This is a genomic window from Methyloterricola oryzae (assembly GCF_000934725.1).
GTDB lineage: Bacteria > Pseudomonadota > Gammaproteobacteria > Methylococcales > Methylococcaceae > Methyloterricola > Methyloterricola oryzae.
The window spans coordinates 389,053-408,647 of the sequence record NZ_JYNS01000002.1; the positions used below are offsets into that span (position 1 = coordinate 389,053).

Here is a 19,595-nt window from a genome sequence, read left to right on the forward strand (position 1 = left end):
CAGGCTCGGAATGAAACGGCGCGCGTTCGCCGCAGCGGTTCTCGGCTTGATGGCCCTGCGAGAGCCTCGGGCCGAACCCTCGCAGATCCAGGTCATCGAGGTGCGGGTGGCCGGCAGCCGCACGGGCGAGCCGGTGGAAGTCACCCTGGTCATGCCCGAACTGGAACAGCCGGTGCGGCGTCCCATCGCCGAGCAGGATTTCCTGCCGCTGGGAGCCGAAATGATCGTCCCCACGCGCACCGTGTTTCGTCTGCAATCACCCAATGGCACCGAGTGCACCCTCTCGCCCGGAGCGCGCTACCGGGTGGATTCCACCAGCGCGCGGGGTGAGATGCACTCGGTCCTGGGCGGGACGGCGCGTTTCCACGTCAGCAAGTTGCTGGATTTCTTCAATGTGGAGTTCAAGGGCTTCGTGGGCTTGGTGCGCGGGACCGAGTTCACCTTGAAAGTCGATCCCGGGCGAGACGTCGAGGCGGACCTCAAGGAAGGGCGCTTGCGCATCGGGCAGACAGGCAAGGTGCGCATCAACGAAGGCGCGCGCGAGAGCGAGGTGCTCGCGATCAAGATCCTGGAGCCCGGCATCGCCTCGCAAGCAAGCTATGCCTTGCAGCAGGAATCGGTGCTGCAGAGCTTTGCCACGATTCAGGAAGCGGAAGACCACTACCGCGCTCAGCTGGAAAGCGCGCTGGCGGGTGGAGATTTCGATCTGATCGAGGCCGCCAGGAACGATCTGGGTTCCATCTTCATCTCCTTGGGGCGCCCGCAATCGGCTGCGCCTCAGTTCAGCGAGGGTGCCGCCGCGGCGCAGGCGCGCAATGACAAGCCCTGGGAGGCACGCATGCTCAACAACCTGGGCACCGCCCGCTACCAGTTGCGCGACTTCCGCGGCGCGATCCAGGCGCTGCAGCGCGCCTTGAGCATCAATCTGGAACTCTACCCGGTAGGCATTCAGCGCCGCATCGCGCACAACTACAACAACCTGGGACTGGCCTACCGCGGTTTGGGAGACATGGCCCGCAGCATCGAGTACTTCGAGAAGGCGATCAAGACCAACCAACTGCTGCCGGCGGATGACAGGAATCGCCAGGCGGCGGCCGGCAATTACGAAAACCTGGGCGAAACCTATCTGAAGCGCGGCGACAAGGAACGCGGCTTCGAATACCTGGAGCGCGCCCTGAAAATCCGCAAGGCCCTGCCGCCCGCCGGCCGTCACCCGGATTTGGGCGTCAGCTACAACCGTCTGGGGATCGCTTACGAACAGAGCGGGGATCTGGTCAAGGCCGAGCAGTACCACACTCAGGCGCTCACCCTCCGTCGCCAGCTGTACCCGGATGGACGCCACCCCACAGTGGCCGAGAGCCATTTCCACCTGGGCCGCGTCCTGTGCCGGCTGGGTAAATGCAAGCTGGGCATCAAGCAGCAGGAAGAGGCTTTGGCCCTGGCGCTGCGTTTATATCCCTCGGGAATCGACCGCACCATTGCCATCGCCTGCCGCAGTCTGGCCGAGGCCTGGCGGAAGGAAGGCGATCAGGGCAAGGCGGCCGACTACCAGAAGCGGGCGGAGCAGGTGGAGGCGCGCCTGCAAATCGCCCCATGATAGCCAAGCCGCGTCTGGCCTGGTATGTGCTCGCCTATTTGGGCCTGATGGCCGCGATCGCTCTTCTGACCCCCTGGCGTCATGTGGACTGGTACGTGGCCGGAAAGCTGTCTCCGCCGCCGCCCCTGGCCAGCAATATCGTCTTCCTCGGCCTCACGTCGCCGGCGGCCATTGCCGAGAGCGAACTGGCCAACTACCGGGAGCGCTTGTCGTCCCTGCTGCGCCTGATCGCGTCCGGCCAGTACGGGCGGCCGATGGTGCTGCTGCTCGACATCCGCATCCGCTCCTCCCAGACTGGCCTGGAGCAATTAACGCAGGCCATCAAGGCAGTGCAGGACGGCGGAACCAAGGTCTACGCCGCCGTCGACCCCTTCCAGCCCGGCACCACCGAATTCAACCCGGACTACATGGTACTGAACGAACATGCGCAGTCGCTTTACCAGGACGTGCTGGACGGTTCCGGCCATACCCTCATGCAATGGCTGTGGCAAACCGCCAAGTACGATGCCTATCTGGATATCGGCGACGGTGTATCCATCCCCGCTGTCGCCATCAAGATTTCCGAGGACTTCTTCCAGTACCCCGTCGTGTCCTCGCAGCGCTCCATCGTGATCCAGGTCGGGCCGCGCGAGGACTTCCTGCAGCAGGCCTATCGTTTCGAGGCCGGTACTCTTTCGCGGTTGGCGGACACATCGGGCAAGCCAGCCAAGCCCGACCTGAACGGAAAGCTGCTGATCGTCGGAAACCCCCAAGAAAAGCCTCCGGCCGAGTTTCCCGAGGAACTCAAGCGTCCCGGTCCGGAGTTGCTGGCCTGGGCCTTGTCAGCCCGCATTTCGCGCTCGACCGCCGAACTCAAGGTCGAACCCTGGCTGCTGGTGGCCTACACGCTGGGTTTGTCCGGTCTGGCCTGTTTTCTGGCCAGGTTCCTGTATCTGCGCTCGCCGGCCTTGCGCAGCCGCTATCCCAGCCTGGCGCCCCTGGCCGGCGGCGCGCTCGCGCTGTTGGGACTGATTTTTGTCGTCTGGTTTCTGCGCTCGCTTAATTTCATTTATCCAATGGTCACTCTGGTCGCGGCAGGGATTGTCGCGGCCAGCGTGATGACCGCGCTTTACCTCAAGCGGAGGCTGCAATGGGCCCTGTTCCACGCCGAGCGGATCGAGTCGACGGGCGATTACGATGTGTTCATCAGTTATTCGCGCACCGAGCCGGAACATATCGCCTGGGTGGCCGCCAACGTGGTCGAGCCCCTGCGGACCCAAGCCCGGAAGCCCGACGGTTCGCCATTGAAGGTATTCTTCGATAAGGAAAGCATCCGCCTCGGCGACGACTGGCCGACCCGGGTGGCGCACGATGTGAACAGCAGTCGAGTGTTCGTTCCGATCTATTCCAGGGACTATTTTTCCAAGCCGGTGTGCAAGTACGAGATGGAGCAGGCGCTGAAGATGTATGTAATGCTGAAAAACCTCATCGTGCCGGTGATGCGCTCGCAAGAGCCCATCGCCATACCAAACGCCTATGACGGTATCAACTACATCGACGCCATCCGCGAGCCGGAGTTCGCGAAGAGGCTGGTGGAGCGCGTGTCGCAGGCAATTGCCGAGGTCGAACTGCGAGCCGTCGTTTAAAGAAAGCGAGCTGCCGATCCATGCGAACCAGTTCCGTCAATTGTCGGCCCGCTCAAGGCATTCAGACCGTATCCAAGCTGAATCCCTGGCTTGCTTGAGCGGCCCAAGTTGCATCCGACGGGGGCACGAATTCGCGCGTGACTGTCATCCCGTGTCACAATTGAGTCTTTGAAGCCCCGAGCTTCGCGCCTTCCGACCCTACGCCGAAGTGACCCACGACACCAAACATTCCGCCTTCGTCCGCTGGTTCCGCGATTCATCCCCCTATATCCACGCGCACCGGGGCCGCACCTTCGTGGTGTCATTCGGCGGCGAGGCCCTGGCCGACGGCCTGTTCGCCAACCTGGTCCACGATTTTGCCCTGCTCAACAGCCTGGGCATCCGCCTGGTGCTGGTGCATGGCGCCAGGCCTCAGGTGGAGCAGCGCCTGCGCGCCATGGGCGCGGAGCTGCGCTATGTGGGTGCACTGCGCGTGACCGACGCCGTGGCCCTGGAATGCGTCAAGGAAGCTGCCGGCACGGTGCGGGTGGAGATCGAGGCGTTGTTGTCCATGGGCCTGGCCAATTCCCCCATGGCAGGGGCCCGGATTCGCGTGGCTTCCGGCAATTTCGTGGTGGCCAAGCCTCTGGGTGTCCGCGATGGCGTTGACTTCGGCCACACCGGCGAAGTGCGCCGGGTGGACGCCGAAGCCATCCGCGCAAGCCTGGACCAGGGCAATGTGGTGTTGTTGTCGCCCTTGGGCTATTCGCCGACCGGGGAGATTTTCAACCTCAGCGCTGAGGAAGTCGCCACGGCGGTGGCATCGGCCCTCAGGGCAGACAAACTGCTCCTGCTGGCGGAGCAGGATTGCCGCAGCCCGACCGACGGCAAACCGCTGCAACAACTCACCACACGGGAGGCCGGGGAACTGTTGCAAAACGTTCTCCCCTTGCAGGAAGAGATGTATCCACACCTGAAGGCGGCGGTGGTGGCGGCGCAGTCCGGCGTGCAGCGGGCCCATTTGATCAATCGGCACATCGACGGCGCGATTCTGCTGGAGCTTTTTACCCGTGACGGCGTGGGCACCCTGGTCAGCTCCACGCCTTTCGAGGAAATGCGCCCCGCGGCGATCAACGACATCGGCGGCCTGTTGGACCTGATCCGCCCGCTGGAGGAAAGCGGCGTGCTGGTGCCGCGCACCCGCGAGAACCTGGAGCGGGAAATCACTGCCTACAGCGTGATCGAACGCGACGGTTTGATCGTCGGCTGCGGCGCGTTGCACGTCTTCGCCGAGGAGAAAATGGCCGAACTGGCTTGCCTGGCCCTGCATCCGGATTATCGCGGGGAAAAGCGCGGCGAACGCCTGCTCGGCCATTTGGAGGCCAAGGCACGCCGTCTGGGACTGGAGCGGGTGTTCGTGCTTAGCACGCAGACCATCCATTGGTTCCGGGAGCGCGGCTATGATCCGGCCCGCATCGGCGATCTGCCCGTCAAGCGTCAGGCACTCTACAATTACCGGCGCAATTCCAAGATACTGGTCAAACACTTGGACAAGCCCTGAATCGCCGTCCATCATATCCGCTACGTAATCAAAGGATTGCCAGGCCTATGAGCAACGTCCTGCACGCCAGCCACGAAGGACCGATCCGCGTACTGCAGTTGACCGATTTTCACCTGCTACGGGATCCGGCCGAGACCATGATGGGCATCAACACGGAGCAAAGCTTCACATCTGTCCTGCATGCCGCTTCCAGGGACCATGGTCCCGCCGACCTGATCCTGATGACCGGTGACCTTGCGCAGGATGCAAGCCCGGAGGTCTACGGGCGGTTACAGGGGTATCTGCAGGCGGTGGGAGTGCCGGTGTGCTGTATTCCAGGCAATCATGATGAACTGGAACTGATGCAGTCTCACCTGGCGGCTGACCGCATTTATCTGGAAGGGGAAATACTGCTGGGATCCTGGCAGATCATCTGCCTGGACAGCACGGTGCTGGATTCGGCCGGCGGTTATCTGCGCAGCGGTCAGATGGCCTTCCTGGAATCCGCACTGGATTCCGCGGCGGGCCTTCATACCCTGGTCTGCCTGCATCATTCGCCGCTGCCCACGCGTAGCCAATGGCTGGATACCATGCGGCTCGGCAACGGCGAGGAATTCATTGGCTTACTGAAGAACCGGGAGCGGGTGCGGGTGGTCGTGTTTGGCCATGTGCACCAAGCCATGGATGTCCAGGAGGAGAACTTGCGCCTGCTCGCCTGTCCGTCCACTTGCTTCCAGTTCAAGCCGGGCAGTTCCGACTTTGCGCTGGACGCGGCGGCCCCCGGATACCGTTGGCTGGATCTGCACCCGGACGGCGAAGTGACAACGGGCGTGGTTCGGCTCGCCAGTTTGCCCTCTGGCCTCAACCTGGCAGCGCCGGGTTATTGAGAATCCGCTTTGCGTTCCTCGGACAGGAAGCCGACCGCGCTCACCGGGACCTGGGCCGGAATCAAGTGGTAACCCAGTTCGGTCAGCGCCTGGCGGTAGACTTCCCGCTTGAAGTAGACCACGTCGGTCAAGGGATGCCAGTAGTCGACCCAGCACCAGGCGTCGAATTCCGGTTTGTCGGAACAATTCAGACAGATATTGGATTCGGCGGCGTTGAGGCGAAGGATGTACCAGAGCTGCTTCTGCCCGATACACAGGGGTTGGGAATGTTTACGAATGTAACGCTCGGGCAGATCGTAGCGCAGCCACTCGTTGGTCCTGCCGATGACCTGCACATGCGAATTGCGTAGGCCAACCTCCTCGTACAGTTCCCGGAACATGGCGCTATCCGGATCCTCGTTGAACTTGATGCCGCCCTGGGGAAACTGCCACGAACGCATTCCTGCGCGGCGGGCCCAAAACACGCGGCCGTCGTCATTGCAAAGAATGATACCTACATTGAGGCGGTAACCTTCCGAGTCGATCATGTCAGGATTCAGTCCGGCTGGTGTCCTCGAATGCTATAATGCCTGCCCTGTTCGTGTATCCCCGAACGACCACATTGTTTCATAAATCAATTGCGTTTGCCACCGCTTGGGCGCTTATCTGCGCGCACGCTGCGGACGTGCCTGAATCCGACTGAGTTTGCATGAATCTGGCCATTTTCGACTTGGACAACACCCTGATCGCCGGCGACAGCGATTATCTTTGGGGCGAGTTTCTAGTGGAGCAGGGCGTGGTTGAGCCGGCTTATTTTGCCGAAAACGACCGCTTCTACCAGGAATACAAAGCCGGCAGGCTGAATATCGGGGAGTTCCTGCGCTTCGCCCTGAAGCCCCTGTCCGAACACGCGCTGGAAGTCTTGCTGGATTGGCGGGAACAGTTCATCTTGGAGAAGATCAGGCCGATCCTGCTGCCGGCGGCGCAGGACCTGATCGAACGGCACCGCGCGGGGGGTGATCTGCCCCTGGTGATCACCGCCACCAATCGCTTCGTGACCGAGCCCATTGTCGGCCTTTATGGTATCGAGCATCTCATAGCCACCTCGCCAGAACTGGCGGATGGGCGCTATACCGGCGATTTCGTCGGCGAGCCATGCTTTCGGGAGGGCAAGGTGAAGCGGCTGGAGGCATGGCTGCAGGAGCACCAGTGCGGCCTTGAGGGCAGCTGGTTCTACAGCGATTCCCACAACGATATTCCATTGCTGTCCGTGGTCTCCAACCCGGTGGCCGTGGACCCCGACGAAACCCTGGCGGCCTACGCGCAGGAACAGGGCTGGCCGGTGATCAGCCTGCGTTGAGGCGGAGCCCGGCGTCTCAGCTCTTGCGGATCATGTAGTGAAGGACGCCGGAATCTTCGCCGCGGACCAGCAGTGTGTGCCCGGTTTGTTCCAGGAACACGCCGAAATCCAGCACCGACGCCGGGTCCGTGGCCAGCACCCGGACCACCTGGCCGCTGTCCATCCCGTGCAGCGCCTTCTTCAGGCGCAGCAGGGGCAGGGGACACATGAGACCGCAGGTATCAAGTTCAAGGTCGAAGTCAGACATGGGAAGAAGAGCATGTTTTGCATCGCATCGTGGATCGGATTTTAACAAATGCCGCGACCCATGGATTATCTGCCGCTGTTTTTCAAATTGACCGATGCACCCTGCCTGGTGGTGGGGGGCGGAGAAGTGGCCTTGCGCAAGGTGGATACCCTGCGCCGCGCGGGCGCCAGCGTGACCGTGATCAGCCCCGCCCTGTGCCCCGCTTTGACCGAGTTGGCGGAAGGCGGGCATATACATTGGGTGGCCGGCGAATTCGCCGCATATGTCTCCGAGCTGCCTGGGTTTCGCCTGGTGATCAGCGCCACCGACCGGGCGGACGTCAACCAGGCCGTCTACCGCGCTGCGGTTGCTCTGAACCTGCCAGTGAACGTGGTGGACTGTCCCGAGCTTTGTACCTTTATCTTTCCGGCCATTATCGACCGCTCGCCGGTGGTGGCGGCGGTATCCTCAGGCGGGGTCTCGCCGGTGCTCGCCCGGCTCCTCAGGGGGCGGATCGAGGCGCTGATTCCGCCCGGATTTGGCGAGTTGGCGCGGCTGGCGGAGCGGTATCGTAGCCAGGTCAAGGCGGCCCTTACGGACCCCTCCCGGCGTCGCCGCTTCTGGGAAAGCGCCTTGCAGGGCACGCCGGCGGAATTGGTGTTGAGCGGGCGTTCCGGAGAAGCGGAAGCCGTGCTGGAACGCGATCTGGCTGCGGCAGTCTCCGGCAGTTCCGCCGCCGCGGGCATGGTGTACCTGGTTGGTGCCGGGCCGGGGGATCCGGATCTGCTAACCGTACGCGCCCTGCGTCTGATCCAGGAGGCCGATGTCGTCGTCTACGACCGCCTCGTTTCGCCCGAGGTCATGGCGTTGGTTCGCAAGGACGCCGAGCGGATCTATGCGGGCAAGCAGCGCAGCGAGCATACCCTTCCCCAGGATCAGATCAACCGCCTGCTGGCTGATCTGGCCAAGTCGGGGCGCCGGGTCGTGCGGCTCAAGGGCGGGGACCCGTTCATCTTTGGGCGCGGCGGCGAGGAAATCGAGACCCTGATGGCCGAGGGGATCGTATTCCAGGTCGTACCCGGCATTACCGCGGCATCGGGCTGCGCCGCTTATGCCGGCATTCCCCTGACCCACCGCGATTACGCGCAGTCCTGCACCTTCGTAACCGGGCACTTGAAGGACGGCACGGTGATCGACCTGGACTGGCGGCGCCTGGCGGTGCCGCAGCAGACCATCGTGATCTATATGGGGCTGCAAGGGCTGGAAGCCATCTGCGACTCGCTGCAGGCGCACGGCTGCGCCCCCGATCTTCCCGCCGCCCTAATACAGCAGGGCACCACCCGCCATCAGGTGGTGGTCACCGGCACCCTCGCGAGCCTGCCCGGGAAGGTGGCCGAGCGGAACATCAAGGCCCCGACCCTGGTGATCATAGGCCAGGTCGTGCGCCTGCACGAGCGCTTGGCCTGGTTCCACACCGACGGCGCCTAGCGGCTCAGGGGGGATGACTCCCACAACCAGGCTGCGCCACGCACACCGCTGGAGTCGCCAAAACGCGGAGGCACGATGCGGGTGTCGACGCGGTCGGAGAAGACGAGGGCCGCCAGATGAGTGGGCAGATTCCGATACAGGCGCTCGCAATTGGACAGACCGCCACCCAGCACGATGACTTCCGGATCGAGCAGGTTGATGACATGGGCCAGGGCCCGCGCCAGGCGTTCCTCGTAGAGCGCGATGCTCGCGGCGCACGCGGCATCCCCTGACGCGGCGCGCTGGACGATGTCCTTGGCCTCGAGCGGGCACCCGGTTCGCCGGGCATGGTCGTGAGCCAGGCCGGGACCGCTGACGAAGGTCTCGATGCATCCACGCCGGCCGCAGTAGCACTCAGGCCCGGGGTACTCGTCCAGTTTGGGCCAGGGCAGGGGATTGTGTCCCCACTCGCCGGCGATTCCGTTGGGGCCTGTGAGGAGTCTGCCGTTGACCACGATGCCGCCGCCCACGCCGGTGCCGAGGATGATGCCGAAGACGCTGGAGGCGCCGGCCGCGCCACCGTCGGTCGCCTCGGACAGGGCGAAGCAGTCCGCGTCGTTGGCTATGCGCAGGGGCCGCTGCAACAGGGACTCCAAGTCGTCTTTAAGGGGCTTGCCGTTGAGGCAGGTGGAATTGGAGTTTTTCAACAGGCCGCTGGCCTTGGAAAGCGCGCCGGGTGTGGCGATGCCAACAGGGCAGCGGGTGCCAAGTTCCTGTTCGGCGTCTAGCACGAGGTCGCGGACAGCCTCCAGGGTTTCAAGGTACCGGTCCTGGGGCGTCGCGACCCTTCGGCGCAGGCGCTCGCGGCCGGCCTCGTCCAGTACGATCACTTCAATCTTGGTGCCGCCCAGGTCGACGCCAATTCTCATGCTTTCCTCCGAGGTCGCTTGCATTCTAAGTCGGGTCGGCCGATGGGGCCACCAGCGCGCCCTGTATGTGCTTGAGCGCACAGGCTTCCTTGCCATGCGGCGGGGAATGATGTAAAAATCACGCACGATTCAGCGGCCTCGCCGCCGGTTTTCAGCCTACATGGGCGGCTCGGAACCGGGAACATAATTCTAACTGCCATGTCTGAGGAGGGTGCAATGACGATTCGGGGCTTAGGAGCCGCAGGCGCCGCGATATTCTTTTTAGTGATTACGTCCTCCGCGTCCGCCGAGGTGCCATTGAAGGACCGCAGCGAGATTCAGGGTCAGTGGCTGCTCGAGGCGGTTGCGCCAGGCCTTCAGAAGGCCAAGATACCTGAAAACCGTACCTGGGACTTTCGTGCCGACGGCACGCTGGTCACATCCGGTTTCAACCGCCACTTTGGCGGCAACGACACGCAGCAGTTCAAGTACGACGTGGTCGACGGCATCATCAAGGCCGATAATCCGGGCCGGCCCGGAAAGACCCTGGACTACAAGGTCTACGAGAAATCCGGCGACAGCATGATCCTCCAGGGCGGACTGGAAGGTTTCTACTTCTTCAAAAAAAAATAACTACAAACATTACGAGGCGGCAAGATGAATAAGTTTCTGACTTTCACCGAACTGGACAAGAAGTTGTGGATGGGGATAGGCGCATTCAGCGCGATTTTCGTCGTACTGCTCTCGGTCTTTACCACCAGTTCACCGTTCTACTACGTGGAACGCCTGCTGATCACCCTTTTCGAAATGTTCCTTCCCGGCTACGCCATCATGAAGTTGTTCCTGGATCACATCCAGTTCACGGAATACAAGGTCATCGATAAGTTCCTGGTTTCTTTCGGCCTGTCCATCTGCACAGTGCAGACGCTCTACTTCCTGGCCACGTACTTGCGCACCTACGGATTGAACGTCGACGAGGACGTCATCAGCAGTAATGTTCTGGCCATCCTCATCGCGCTGCTGGTGGTGGCGGGTGCCTTCGGGGCCAAATACTACATGCTCAAGAAAGCCGGTGCCGCCGGTGATCGGGTTTCCTCCGGTTCTTGATACGCCAAAGTATTGCAGCCGTGGACGAGCAGAAGACACCGGAACAGCCAGGGCGACCGAACTTGTTTCAGGTCATCGGTAGCGTCTTGGCTGCCGGCTTTGGCGTGCAGAGCGAGAAAAACCGGCAACGGGATTTTGCCGGCGGCTCCGCGGGCACTTTCATCGTGGTCGGAATCGTCGCCACGATTCTTTTCGTAATAACGCTGTACATGCTGGTCAAACTGGTGATCGGGGCGGCATCGGCCTAGTCTTGCCGTGTTTCCGCAGCACCCGTTAAGTGGAATTGCCCTGCGGGAACCGATCCCTGTCCCGCTGGGCACTTTGCCTTATTGGGCCGCTTGGCCCATCCCTTCACCCTTCAGTCGTGTCTTTCATGAGGTCAACTTAGCGTGACGAATCTTGCTCAATCCGTTGGAAGCGAGGGCGAACTTGCGCGCCTGCAGGAACTGGTTGGCGATGCCTTGGCGGAAGCGCGCAAGCGCGGCGCGAGCGCGGCCGAGGCGGGATTGAGCGTGGACCGCGGACTGTCCGTCAATGTCCGCCTCGGCGACGTGGAGACCATCGAGCATCATCGTAGCCAGGGTCTGGGGATTACGGTCTACTTTGGTCAGCGCAAGGGTTCCGCAAGCACCACGGACCTGCGCGGCGAAGCGGTGGCCGAAACCGTGGCCGCCGCTTGTCGTATCGCCGCCTACGCGGCGGAGGACCCCTATGCCGGACTGCCCGATCAGGACTGCCTGGCCACCACTTTCCCCGAACTGGACCTTTACCATCCCTGGGAATTGTCGCCGGAGGATGCTATAGCCCTGGCCCTGGAATGCGAGACAACGGCGCGGGATTTCCACCCCGCCATCGTCAATTCGGAAGGCGCGAGCGTCAGCACCTATGCGGGTCAGCGGGTGCTTGGCAACACCCTGGGTTTCCTGCACGGGTACGCCACCAGCCGGCATAGCATCGCGTGTTCCGTCATCGGCGAGAGTGGCGATTCCATGCAGCGGGACGACTGGTGGACCGTGGCGCGGGCCCGCGAAGACCTCGAGGCGGCCTCCGCCGTGGGCGAGCAGGCCGCGCGCCGCACGGTGCGGCGCCTGGATGCGCGCTCGCTGACCACGCGCCAGTGTCCGGTAATTTTCGCTGCCGACGTGGCAGGCGGTTTGCTCGGGCATTTCCTCGGCGCCATCCGTGGTGGCAATCTGTACCGCAAGTCCTCGTTCTTGCTGGATTCGCTGGAAAAGCCGGTGTTCCCGGAGTTCGTCCGGTTGTCCGAACAGCCGCACATGCGCCGCGGTCTGGCCAGCGCGCCCTATGACAGCGAAGGGGTGGCGACGCGGGCCCATGACCTGGTCACCGCTGGGGTACTGAAATCCTACGTGCTGAGCACGTACTCGGCGCGCAAGCTGGGCATGCAGACCACCGGCAACGCCGGCGGCGTGCACAACCTTATGGTCGATCACGGTGAGTCGGACCTGCCGGCATTACTGCGGCAAATGGGTACCGGCCTTCTTGTGGGCGAATTGATGGGGCAGGGCGTCAACCTGGTAACCGGAGATTATTCCCGCGGCGCAGCCGGCTTCTGGGTGGAGAATGGCGAGATTGCACATCCTGTGGAAGAAATCACCATCGCCGGGAACCTGCGCGACATGTACCGTAATATCGTGGCCATCGGCAGCGATGTGGACCGCCGCGGCAGCATTCACACCGGCTCCATCCTGCTGTCCGGTATGACCGTGGCAGGTAACTGAGCCGCAAGCCCTCGGCGACGACTGATTCGCCGCCTTAGTCGGCGCGGGCCAGTCTCTCCAGGTCTTCGATCAGGGCCCTAAGGGTTTCCGCTTCCTCGAGCAGAGCCAGCCTTTCTTGCTGTAAAGCCGGGATTTCCTGGCCGGCGCCGCCGCTTTCCCGGAGCGCCGGCCCGGCGTGCTCCAGTTCCCCCGCATCACCGTCCTGCGCCTCAACCTTGATCAGCACATCGGTCAGCAAGGCCTCGAGCCCGCGGCCCAAGCCGCGCTTCTTTGGGGGCATTCCCCGGCTTTTGGAATCGAGTCCAGAAGACACAGCGGGCTCCTCTACCCCAGTTCGCGGTGCCGGACCAGAATGTCGTAGGGCGAGGCCCGGAAATGCCGTGCCAGTTGTTCGATCAGATAGACCGAGCGGTGCTGGCCGCCGGTGCAGCCAACGGCAATGGTCAGGTAGCTGCGGTTCTCCGCTTCGAAGCGGGGTACCCACTTTTCCAGGAAGGACGTCAGGTAGTCCTGGTATTCGCAGACATCCTGATTTTTCGAGAGAAACTCGATCACTTCCGAATCCTTGCCGGTCTTGCTGCGCAGCGCCGGTTCCCAGTGCGGGTTGGGGAGGCAACGGGCGTCGAACACGAAGTCGGTGTCCAGGGGAATCCCGTTCTTGAAGCCGAAGGACTGGAAATAGAGGGACATGAGCCGTTTTTCGCGCGCGCCGACGCGGTCACGGATCAACTGCCGAAGCTGGTGAACATTGGTGTAGGTGGTATCGAGCAGCAGGTCAGCCTGTTGGGATACCGGCTCCAACAACTGCCATTCCAGTTCGATGGCTTCCGACAGGGAATGGGTGGCGTCGGTCAGCGGGTGCTTGCGGCGGGTCTCGCTGAAGCGCTTCAGCAAGGCGAAGGGCTCCGCCTGCAGGAACAGCAGTTCGCAGTCGATCCCCGACGCGGCGACCATGGCGCGCGTGGCCGGAAACTGGCTGAGGCTGGCGCTCTGGTTGCGGGCATCGATGCCCAGGGCGGTTTTCTGGAACGTGCCCTGGTCGGTCAGCATGGCCTGCCGCACGAAGGACTCCAGCAAGGCCACCGGGAGATTGTCGATGCAGTAATATCCGCAGTCTTCCAGGGTTTCCAGCGCGATACTCTTGCCGGACCCTGACAATCCGCTGACGATGACGAGTTTCATGGCGGCTTTCCGGCTTGCCTGTTCCCGTGCGTCGGCAGGTCAGTGGCTAGTCCCGTCGCGGCGGCTTTCAGCGGCCGTGGCTGCTCAGCTTTTCCTTGTGCTTGATGATCTGGCGATCCAGCTTATCGATGAGTCCGTCGATGGCGGCGTACATGTCTTCCTGGGTCTCTTCGGCAAAGAGCTTGGCGCCATTCACCTGCACCGTCGATTCCGCCTTCTGCGCCAGCTTAGCCACGGATAGTATGACGTGCACGTCGATCAACTGGTCGAAATGCCGCTCCAGCTTCTGGAACTTCTCGTCCACATAGTTCTTCATGGCCTCGGTGACTTCCACGTGGTGGCCGGTTACGCTGATTTGCATGGTATTCGCTCCTGTCAGTTCGGATAAGTGCGCGGAGTCGCGTCAGAAGACGCGCTTCCTTTCGTTGGATGGGGCAATGTTCATGGCCTCGCGGTATTTGGCGACGGTACGGCGCGCCACGTTGATGCCTTTTTTCTTGAGTTCGGCGGACAAGGTATGGTCGCTCAGGGGCTTGGTGGAGTCCTCCTGCTCGATCAGTTCCTTGATGTACGCCTTGATGGCGATGGCGGAGCATTCGCCGCCCGCGTCGGTTGAGACGTGGCTGGAAAAGAAATACTTGAATTCGTACACCCCGTTGGGCGTATGCATGTACTTCTGGGTGGTGACGCGGGAAATGGTGGACTCGTGCATGCTCACTTCCTCGGCCACGTCGCGCAAAACCAGGGGCTTCATGGCGCGCTCGCCGAACTCCAGAAAGTCCTTCTGGTGATCCACGATGGATCGGGCCACCTTCAGCAAGGTCTCATTGCGGCTCTGCAGGCTCTTGATGAACCAACGCGCTTCCTGCAGGTGGTTCTTCATGCAGACATTGTCGGCGCTGTTGTCGGCGCGCTTGATCATGTTGGAATAGAACGGGTTGACCCTGAGCTTGGGTGAGATGTCCGGGTTCAAGGATACCAGCCACTCGTCGCCGATGCGGGACACGAACACGTCGGGAATGACGTATTGGGCGTCCTCCGATTTGATCTGCCTTCCCGGCTTGGGTTCCAGGGTGCGGATCAGCGCAATCACCTGGTTGAGTTCGTCATCGCCGAGTTCGAGCAGGCGCTTGAGCTTGTTCAAATCCTTTTTGGCCAGCAGGTCCAGATGCCTGGAGGTGAGCTCCAGGGCCTTTTCCCGCCAGGGCGTGTCCTCCGGCAACTGGCGCAGCTGGATGCTCAGGCAATCCGCCAAGTCCAGCGCACACACGCCGGGTGGGTCGAAATGTTGCAGGCGGTGCAGAACCGCCTTCACTTCATCCAGTTCCAGGTCCTCGATCTGGTGCAAAAGCCCTTGATGGATGTCCTCGACGCTGTTGGTGAGATAGCCATCGTCGTTCACGGCGTCGACCAGGGCGGTGGCGATGGCGTGATCCTGGTCACCGAAGGGCGTCAGCTCCAGCTGCCAGTACAAATGGTCCTGCAAGGTCTGGGAGGGGGCGCGCTGGAACAGGTAGTCGTCACCCTCATTGTCGTTCTGCTGGGGCAGCGTATAGGACTGCACGGTGTCGTAGACATCCTCCCAGGATGAGTCCGTGGCAAGTTCCTGGGGGATCTCAGAGGCCGTATCCAGATTGGGGAGCTCACCGTAATCGGTGCTTTGGGAGGCGCTTTCCACCGGCTCGGAGATGTCGGAATAGGTGTTCTCCTCTTCCGCGACCTCCAGCATCATGTTGGAATCGAGCGCTTGCTGGATTTCTTGTTGTAGATCGAGGGTAGACAACTGAAGCAGCTTGATGGCCTGCTGCAACTGGGGCGTCATGGTCAGCTGCTGACCGAGGCGAAGTTGAAGGCTCTGTTTCATGGCGCTGAATCGCGGGTCCCCTGCAAATGTGGTCCGACTTTTGCTGACATTCTAGTCTAATCGGCACCGCCTCGGGAACATCGACAGGGGCTCAGAGTGAAAAGTTTTCGCCCAGGTAGACCTTGCGGACCTCCTGATTTTGCACGATTTCGTTCGAACTGCCCTCGGCGATGACTTTTCCGCCGGCCAGAATGTAGGCACGGTCGCAGATTCCCAGGGTTTCGCGCACATTGTGCTCGGTGATGAGAATGCCGATGCCGCGGCTCTTCAGATGCTGAATGATCTTCTGGATGTCGATGATGGAAATGGGGTCGACGCCGGCAAAGGGCTCGTCCAGCAGCATGAAGCGCGGCTCGCAGGCCAGGGCTCGGGCAATTTCGACCCTGCGGCGCTCGCCGCCGGACAGCCCGATGGCCGGCTGGTCGCGCAAATGGCTGACGCTGAATTCCTCCAGCAGTTCCTCGATGCGCAGGTCCCTTTGCCCGTTACTCAGGTCCCGGCGCAGTTCCAGTACCGCCCTGAGGTTCTCCGCCACCGTCAGCTTGCGAAAGATGGAGGGTTCCTGGGGTAGATAGCCCAGGCCCAAGTGGGAGCGCGCATGCATGGGCAGATGGGTGATGGAGGCCTCATCCAGATGGATGCTGCCGGTATCGGGCTTGATGAGGCCGACGATCATGTAGAAGGTGGTGGTCTTGCCGGCTCCGTTGGGGCCGAGCAGCCCGACCACTTCGCCATTGTGCATGCTCAGGGAGACGCCGTCGACGACGCGCCTTTTGTTGTAGGTCTTGTTGAGGTCGCGCGCGGACAAAAGGGTCATGGATTGCTGCTCGCGGGCTTGGCGGGCTTGTTCTCCGGCTGCAGGGTGACGTGCACGCGACGGCTGCCTGCGGCCGAGGGCGTGCCGGCCTTCATCACCGAATTGCGGCTGTCGTATTCGATGCGGTCGCTGGCGACCCGGTCGCTGGTGTCGGCCTTCTCGCCCTGCCACGCCAGGGCGTTGTCGTACAGAATCAGGATGCCGGTGTCGGGAAAATATTCGGCGCGCTGGCCAAGGCCGTGCCAGTCGGGCTTGCCGGGCTCCGGCGTCTGCTTGAGTTTGGCGGGCTTGCCGAAGGCCACGATCTTCTCCGTCTTGCCCGACTTCTGGTACACGATCATCTTGTCGGCCAGCACATCCAGGCTGCCCTGGGTGGTATGCACATTGCCCGTGTAGATGGTCTCGCCCTTGGCCTCGTCGTAGGTCGCGGCATCCGCCTCGATATTGATGGGCTGGCTGGAATCGCTTTCCAGGGCAAGCGCACCGCCGCCGGCAAGGCTCAGCCAGAGAAACGACAGCAAGGGCAGTCCGACCGCCACCTTGCGGGCTGAGGCTGATGCGCCTGGCCTGCGGGCGGCCTCAGCGTTTGCGGACTTTGCTGTCCTTCGGATGCATCTCATGGGTTCTACGTACATCGGCGAGAAGGTTGGCTCTCAGATCGGGTTCGAAATAGACCTGCATCCCGGTTCCGCTCAGCTTGTCGCCGGGTCCGAGTATGGTCGCGTACTCTGCGGTTTCTGCGTAATTCTTTTCAGGGTCGTATTTTACGTCGCGGGTGATGATCTTGACGATGTCGCCCTGATTGGTTTCCCGCGTGATCAGCACATCGCCGTTCAGGTACACCGCGGAACCCCCGGACAGGGAGGTGGCGGTGTCGGAATGGATGATCCAGGGCGACGCATTAGCCTTGTATAGGGTCATCACCGGCTTTTCCATCTCCGTCCGGTCGCTGCCCTTGTAGTGGGTCATGGTGACGGCGTAGAGCAGGCTCTTGGGAATGCCCTCGGGCGTCATGACGGTGCGGCTGATGTGGGTGGAATAATAGTCCACCTTCCCCCGGGAGAGTTTTTCCGTCGGCGCTTCCTTGGGCGTCAGGTAGTCCGCCAGCCACCAGGTGCCGGCCGCCAGCGCCAGCAGGGCGACATAGTTGCTGATGGGGCGCTGCTGCAGCACGGGTTCAGGCCGAGGCGGAGACGGTGAGATTGGACAAGCCGCGGGCGGCCAGCAGCAGATCGCAGACTTCGCGCGCAGCGCCGTGTCCGCCGGGCAGGGACGTGCGCCAGTGGCAATGAGGCAGGATGGACGGATGGGCGTCGGCCACGGCGATCGCCAGACCGACGCGGCGCAGGATGGGCAGGTCGGGCAGATCATCCCCTACATGGGCAATCTGCCCCGGCTCCAGGCCCAGCGCTTCGCGCAGGGTTTCAAAGGCGGGCAGTTTGTCCTCCTGGCCCAGATAGACGTGCGCGATGCCGAGGCTTTCCATGCGCAGTTCCACCGCGCGGGAACGGCGGCCGGAGATGACGCCCACGCTCACTCCGCCCCGCTGCAGCGCCTTGATGCCGTAACCGTCGCGCACGTGGAAACTCTTGTACTCGCGCCCGGCGTCATCGAAGAACAGGCGCCCGTCGGTGAGCACGCCGTCCACGTCGAAGATCACCAATTCTATGGCTGCGGCTTTCGCGTGTATGTCCTGCATGGATGTCTATGCAAAAAATCAGGCAATCCCGGCGCGCAGCAGGTCATGCATGTTCAGAGCACCCTCCAACACGTTATTCGCGTCTACCACCAGGAGCGCGTTGATGCGCCTGGACTCCATGATGTGCACCGCCTCGGCGGCAAGGCAATCGCCGCTGACACGGGCGCAGCCGCGAGTCATGACATCGGCCATGCGCGTCGCATGGATGTCGCCGGCTTGTTCGAACAAGCGCCTGAGGTCGCCGTCGGTGAAAATGCCGAGTAGATGGCTTTCGGCGTCGATGACGGCGGTCATGCCCAGCTTCTTCGCCGTCATCTCCAGCACAGCATCGCGCACAAGGGTCTCCGGCGACACTGCCGGTATGTCCGCGCCGCGGTGCATGATGTCGCGCACGGTCAACAGCAAGCGCCGGCCCAGGCTGCCGCCGGGGTGGGACAGGGCGAAATCCTCGCGGGTGAAACCGCGTGCCTCAAGCATGGCGACCGCAAGGGCGTCGCCCATGGCCAGCGCGGCGGTGGTGCTGGACGTGGGCGCCAGTCCCAAGGGGCAGGCCTCTTCGCACACCGCCACGTCCACGTGCACATCGGCCTGGCGCGCCAGCGTGGATTCTGGATTCCCGGTTAAGGCGATCAGTCCGGCACCGATGCGCTTGATCAGCGGCAGGATGGTCAGCACCTCGTCGGTTTCGCCGGAACTGGACAGGGCGAGCACCACATCCTCCCGGGTGATCATGCCCAGATCGCCATGGCTGGCCTCGCCCGGGTGGACGAAAAAGGCAGGGCTGCCGGTACTGGCGAGGGTAGCGGCAATCTTGCCGGCAATGTGTCCGGATTTGCCCATGCCGGTAACGACGATGCGCCCGCGGCACGCCAATAGCATGCGGCAGGCACTGACAAAGCTGCCGTTCAGTCGCGCGGTCAGCGCCGCGATCGCATCCGCCTCGATCTGCAGGACATGGCGGCCCATGCGCAGCAGGTCCCTCTCATCCAGGGCATCGCTTGCGGACAGCGCGTGCAAGGAAGGGCGCCGGGCGGTGGGTCTACTGAACCAGCACCCAGCGGCCGCTGGCGTCCTGGCAGGCGCGGCGCAGCTCACGAATCTGCTGGCCACTGCTGGAGGTGTAGATCTCCTCCAGATCACGGCAGTTCTGGCGGGACGTCGGGTCCACCTGGGCCTGTCCTACCGGGGTCACCGAGAGGGTGCTGCCCGTCTGCGGGTTGCTCCACTGCTGGTTCTGGTTCACCGTTCCCTGCTGCACCATGCCTTCCAGTTGCTGGAGCCGGAAGTTCTGGTCCGCCGGTTGCACCTGCTGACCAATCTGGCTGTTGATGACGCCCTGGGTCATGTTCTGCAGGACGGCGTTCATCATGGGGTTTTGCACACCCATGGCGCCGGCGGCGCTGTTGACGATGGACTGGGCAGCGGCCTGGCTCGCGGCATTCATGGCCGACTGGCCCGCGGCGGAGACCGCCGGGTTCGCGGCCATCCCGCTGTATCCGCCGCCGGCGCAGCCGGTGAAGACGGCCAACGAGGCGATGACGCCGATGAGGCTGAATTCGCGAAAACTAGGCATAGGCAACGGTCTTAGCTCCCAAACTCGAATCGGATATAAGCGC

The 19,595-nt window shown here is 62.5% G+C and carries 23 protein-coding genes; 10 read left to right on the forward strand and 13 right to left on the reverse strand.

The features are described 5' to 3' along the window. The first annotated feature begins 10 nt into the window (after positions 1–10). The 4 genes from EK23_RS05470 to cpdA all read left to right on the forward strand — a co-directional run bounded on the left by EK23_RS05470 (position 11) and on the right by cpdA (position 5,628). The gene (locus EK23_RS05470) at positions 11–1,597 is read left to right on the forward strand and encodes a tetratricopeptide repeat protein (RefSeq protein WP_145998567.1); all 1,587 of its coding nucleotides are present in this window, start codon (positions 11–13) and stop codon (positions 1,595–1,597) included. Then, the gene (locus EK23_RS05475) at positions 1,594–3,222 is read left to right on the forward strand and encodes a toll/interleukin-1 receptor domain-containing protein (RefSeq protein WP_045224276.1); all 1,629 of its coding nucleotides are present in this window, start codon (positions 1,594–1,596) and stop codon (positions 3,220–3,222) included. The genes EK23_RS05470 and EK23_RS05475 overlap by 4 nt, the downstream gene beginning before the upstream one ends. A 208-nt stretch (positions 3,223–3,430) precedes the next feature. Beyond that, positions 3,431–4,762, forward strand: coding sequence for an amino-acid N-acetyltransferase (gene argA, locus EK23_RS05480; RefSeq protein WP_045224277.1), 1,332 nt, complete (start codon positions 3,431–3,433; stop codon positions 4,760–4,762). Positions 4,763–4,809: 47 nt separating this feature from the next. Further along, on the forward strand, positions 4,810–5,628 hold the full coding sequence (gene cpdA, locus EK23_RS05485; protein ID WP_045224278.1) for a 3',5'-cyclic-AMP phosphodiesterase: 819 nt from the start codon (positions 4,810–4,812) through the stop codon (positions 5,626–5,628). Here cpdA and EK23_RS05490 read toward each other — a convergent pair. Further along, positions 5,622–6,155, reverse strand: coding sequence for an RNA pyrophosphohydrolase (locus EK23_RS05490; protein ID WP_045224279.1), 534 nt, complete (start codon positions 6,153–6,155; stop codon positions 5,622–5,624). The genes cpdA and EK23_RS05490 overlap by 7 nt on opposite strands. Positions 6,156–6,316: 161 nt before the next feature. On the opposite strand from EK23_RS05490, the gene EK23_RS05495 reads away from it, so the two are divergent. After that, positions 6,317–6,967: a histidinol-phosphatase gene (locus tag EK23_RS05495; RefSeq protein ID WP_045224280.1), complete on the forward strand. Its 651-nt coding sequence runs from the start codon at positions 6,317–6,319 to the stop codon at positions 6,965–6,967. Between the two features lie 16 nt (positions 6,968–6,983). On the opposite strand, the gene EK23_RS05500 is transcribed toward EK23_RS05495, so the two are convergent. Beyond that, complete coding sequence (locus EK23_RS05500) at positions 6,984–7,214, reverse strand: sulfurtransferase TusA family protein (RefSeq protein WP_045224281.1); 231 nt, start codon at positions 7,212–7,214, stop codon at positions 6,984–6,986. Positions 7,215–7,274: 60 nt separating this feature from the next. Between EK23_RS05500 and cysG the strand changes: the two genes are divergently transcribed. Then, complete coding sequence (cysG, locus tag EK23_RS05505; RefSeq protein WP_045224282.1) at positions 7,275–8,681, forward strand: siroheme synthase CysG; 1,407 nt, start codon at positions 7,275–7,277, stop codon at positions 8,679–8,681. Here cysG and EK23_RS05510 read toward each other — a convergent pair. After that, positions 8,678–9,589: an ROK family protein gene (locus EK23_RS05510; RefSeq protein ID WP_045224283.1), complete on the reverse strand. Its 912-nt coding sequence runs from the start codon at positions 9,587–9,589 to the stop codon at positions 8,678–8,680. The two genes, cysG and EK23_RS05510, sit on opposite strands and share 4 nt — an antisense overlap. Positions 9,590–9,853: 264 nt before the next feature. On the opposite strand from EK23_RS05510, the gene EK23_RS05515 reads away from it, so the two are divergent. The 4 genes from EK23_RS05515 to pmbA all read left to right on the forward strand — a co-directional run bounded on the left by EK23_RS05515 (position 9,854) and on the right by pmbA (position 12,417). Continuing rightward, on the forward strand, positions 9,854–10,201 hold the full coding sequence (locus tag EK23_RS05515) for a hypothetical protein (protein ID WP_235281916.1): 348 nt from the start codon (positions 9,854–9,856) through the stop codon (positions 10,199–10,201). 24 nt (positions 10,202–10,225) lie between these two features. Next, positions 10,226–10,675 (forward strand): hypothetical protein, encoded by a 450-nt coding sequence (locus EK23_RS05520; RefSeq protein WP_045224285.1) that lies wholly within the window; start codon positions 10,226–10,228, stop codon positions 10,673–10,675. Between the two features lie 20 nt (positions 10,676–10,695). Next, entirely contained in the window at positions 10,696–10,923 is a 228-nt protein-coding gene (locus tag EK23_RS05525; protein WP_045224286.1) for a DUF2970 domain-containing protein, read from the forward strand. 141 nt (positions 10,924–11,064) lie between these two features. Further along, a complete protein-coding gene (gene pmbA / locus EK23_RS05530) occupies positions 11,065–12,417 on the forward strand; it encodes a metalloprotease PmbA (protein ID WP_045224287.1) in 1,353 nt (450 codons plus the stop codon). Between the two features lie 34 nt (positions 12,418–12,451). On the opposite strand, the gene EK23_RS05535 is transcribed toward pmbA, so the two are convergent. The 10 genes from EK23_RS05535 to EK23_RS21530 form a co-directional block, all read right to left on the reverse strand. Then, on the reverse strand, positions 12,452–12,697 hold the full coding sequence (locus EK23_RS05535; protein WP_045224288.1) for a hypothetical protein: 246 nt from the start codon (positions 12,695–12,697) through the stop codon (positions 12,452–12,454). A 44-nt stretch (positions 12,698–12,741) separates the two neighbouring features. Next, positions 12,742–13,599: an RNase adapter RapZ gene (gene rapZ, locus EK23_RS05540; RefSeq protein WP_045224289.1), complete on the reverse strand. Its 858-nt coding sequence runs from the start codon at positions 13,597–13,599 to the stop codon at positions 12,742–12,744. A 67-nt stretch (positions 13,600–13,666) separates the two neighbouring features. Then, on the reverse strand, positions 13,667–13,960 hold the full coding sequence (gene hpf, locus EK23_RS05545) for a ribosome hibernation-promoting factor, HPF/YfiA family (protein ID WP_045224290.1): 294 nt from the start codon (positions 13,958–13,960) through the stop codon (positions 13,667–13,669). A 42-nt stretch (positions 13,961–14,002) separates the two neighbouring features. Next, positions 14,003–15,463 carry an RNA polymerase factor sigma-54 gene (locus tag EK23_RS05550; RefSeq protein WP_045224291.1) on the reverse strand — a complete coding sequence of 487 codons (1,461 nt, stop codon included), beginning with the start codon at positions 15,461–15,463 and terminating at the stop codon, positions 14,003–14,005. 91 nt (positions 15,464–15,554) lie between these two features. Further along, positions 15,555–16,280: an LPS export ABC transporter ATP-binding protein gene (lptB, locus tag EK23_RS05555; protein WP_045224292.1), complete on the reverse strand. Its 726-nt coding sequence runs from the start codon at positions 16,278–16,280 to the stop codon at positions 15,555–15,557. Continuing rightward, complete coding sequence (gene lptA / locus EK23_RS05560; RefSeq protein ID WP_235281917.1) at positions 16,277–16,801, reverse strand: lipopolysaccharide transport periplasmic protein LptA; 525 nt, start codon at positions 16,799–16,801, stop codon at positions 16,277–16,279. Before lptA ends, lptB begins: the two co-directional genes overlap by 4 nt. A 58-nt stretch (positions 16,802–16,859) precedes the next feature. Then, complete coding sequence (lptC, locus tag EK23_RS05565) at positions 16,860–17,453, reverse strand: LPS export ABC transporter periplasmic protein LptC (protein ID WP_045224293.1); 594 nt, start codon at positions 17,451–17,453, stop codon at positions 16,860–16,862. Between the two features lie 4 nt (positions 17,454–17,457). After that, positions 17,458–17,979 carry a 3-deoxy-manno-octulosonate-8-phosphatase KdsC gene (gene kdsC / locus EK23_RS05570; RefSeq protein WP_045224294.1) on the reverse strand — a complete coding sequence of 174 codons (522 nt, stop codon included), beginning with the start codon at positions 17,977–17,979 and terminating at the stop codon, positions 17,458–17,460. An 18-nt stretch (positions 17,980–17,997) separates the two neighbouring features. After that, positions 17,998–18,996 (reverse strand): KpsF/GutQ family sugar-phosphate isomerase, encoded by a 999-nt coding sequence (locus EK23_RS05575; protein ID WP_327037032.1) that lies wholly within the window; start codon positions 18,994–18,996, stop codon positions 17,998–18,000. A 22-nt stretch (positions 18,997–19,018) separates the two neighbouring features. Continuing rightward, a complete protein-coding gene (locus EK23_RS21530) occupies positions 19,019–19,552 on the reverse strand; it encodes an RT0821/Lpp0805 family surface protein (protein ID WP_052807949.1) in 534 nt (177 codons plus the stop codon). Between the last annotated feature and the right edge of the window lie 43 nt (positions 19,553–19,595).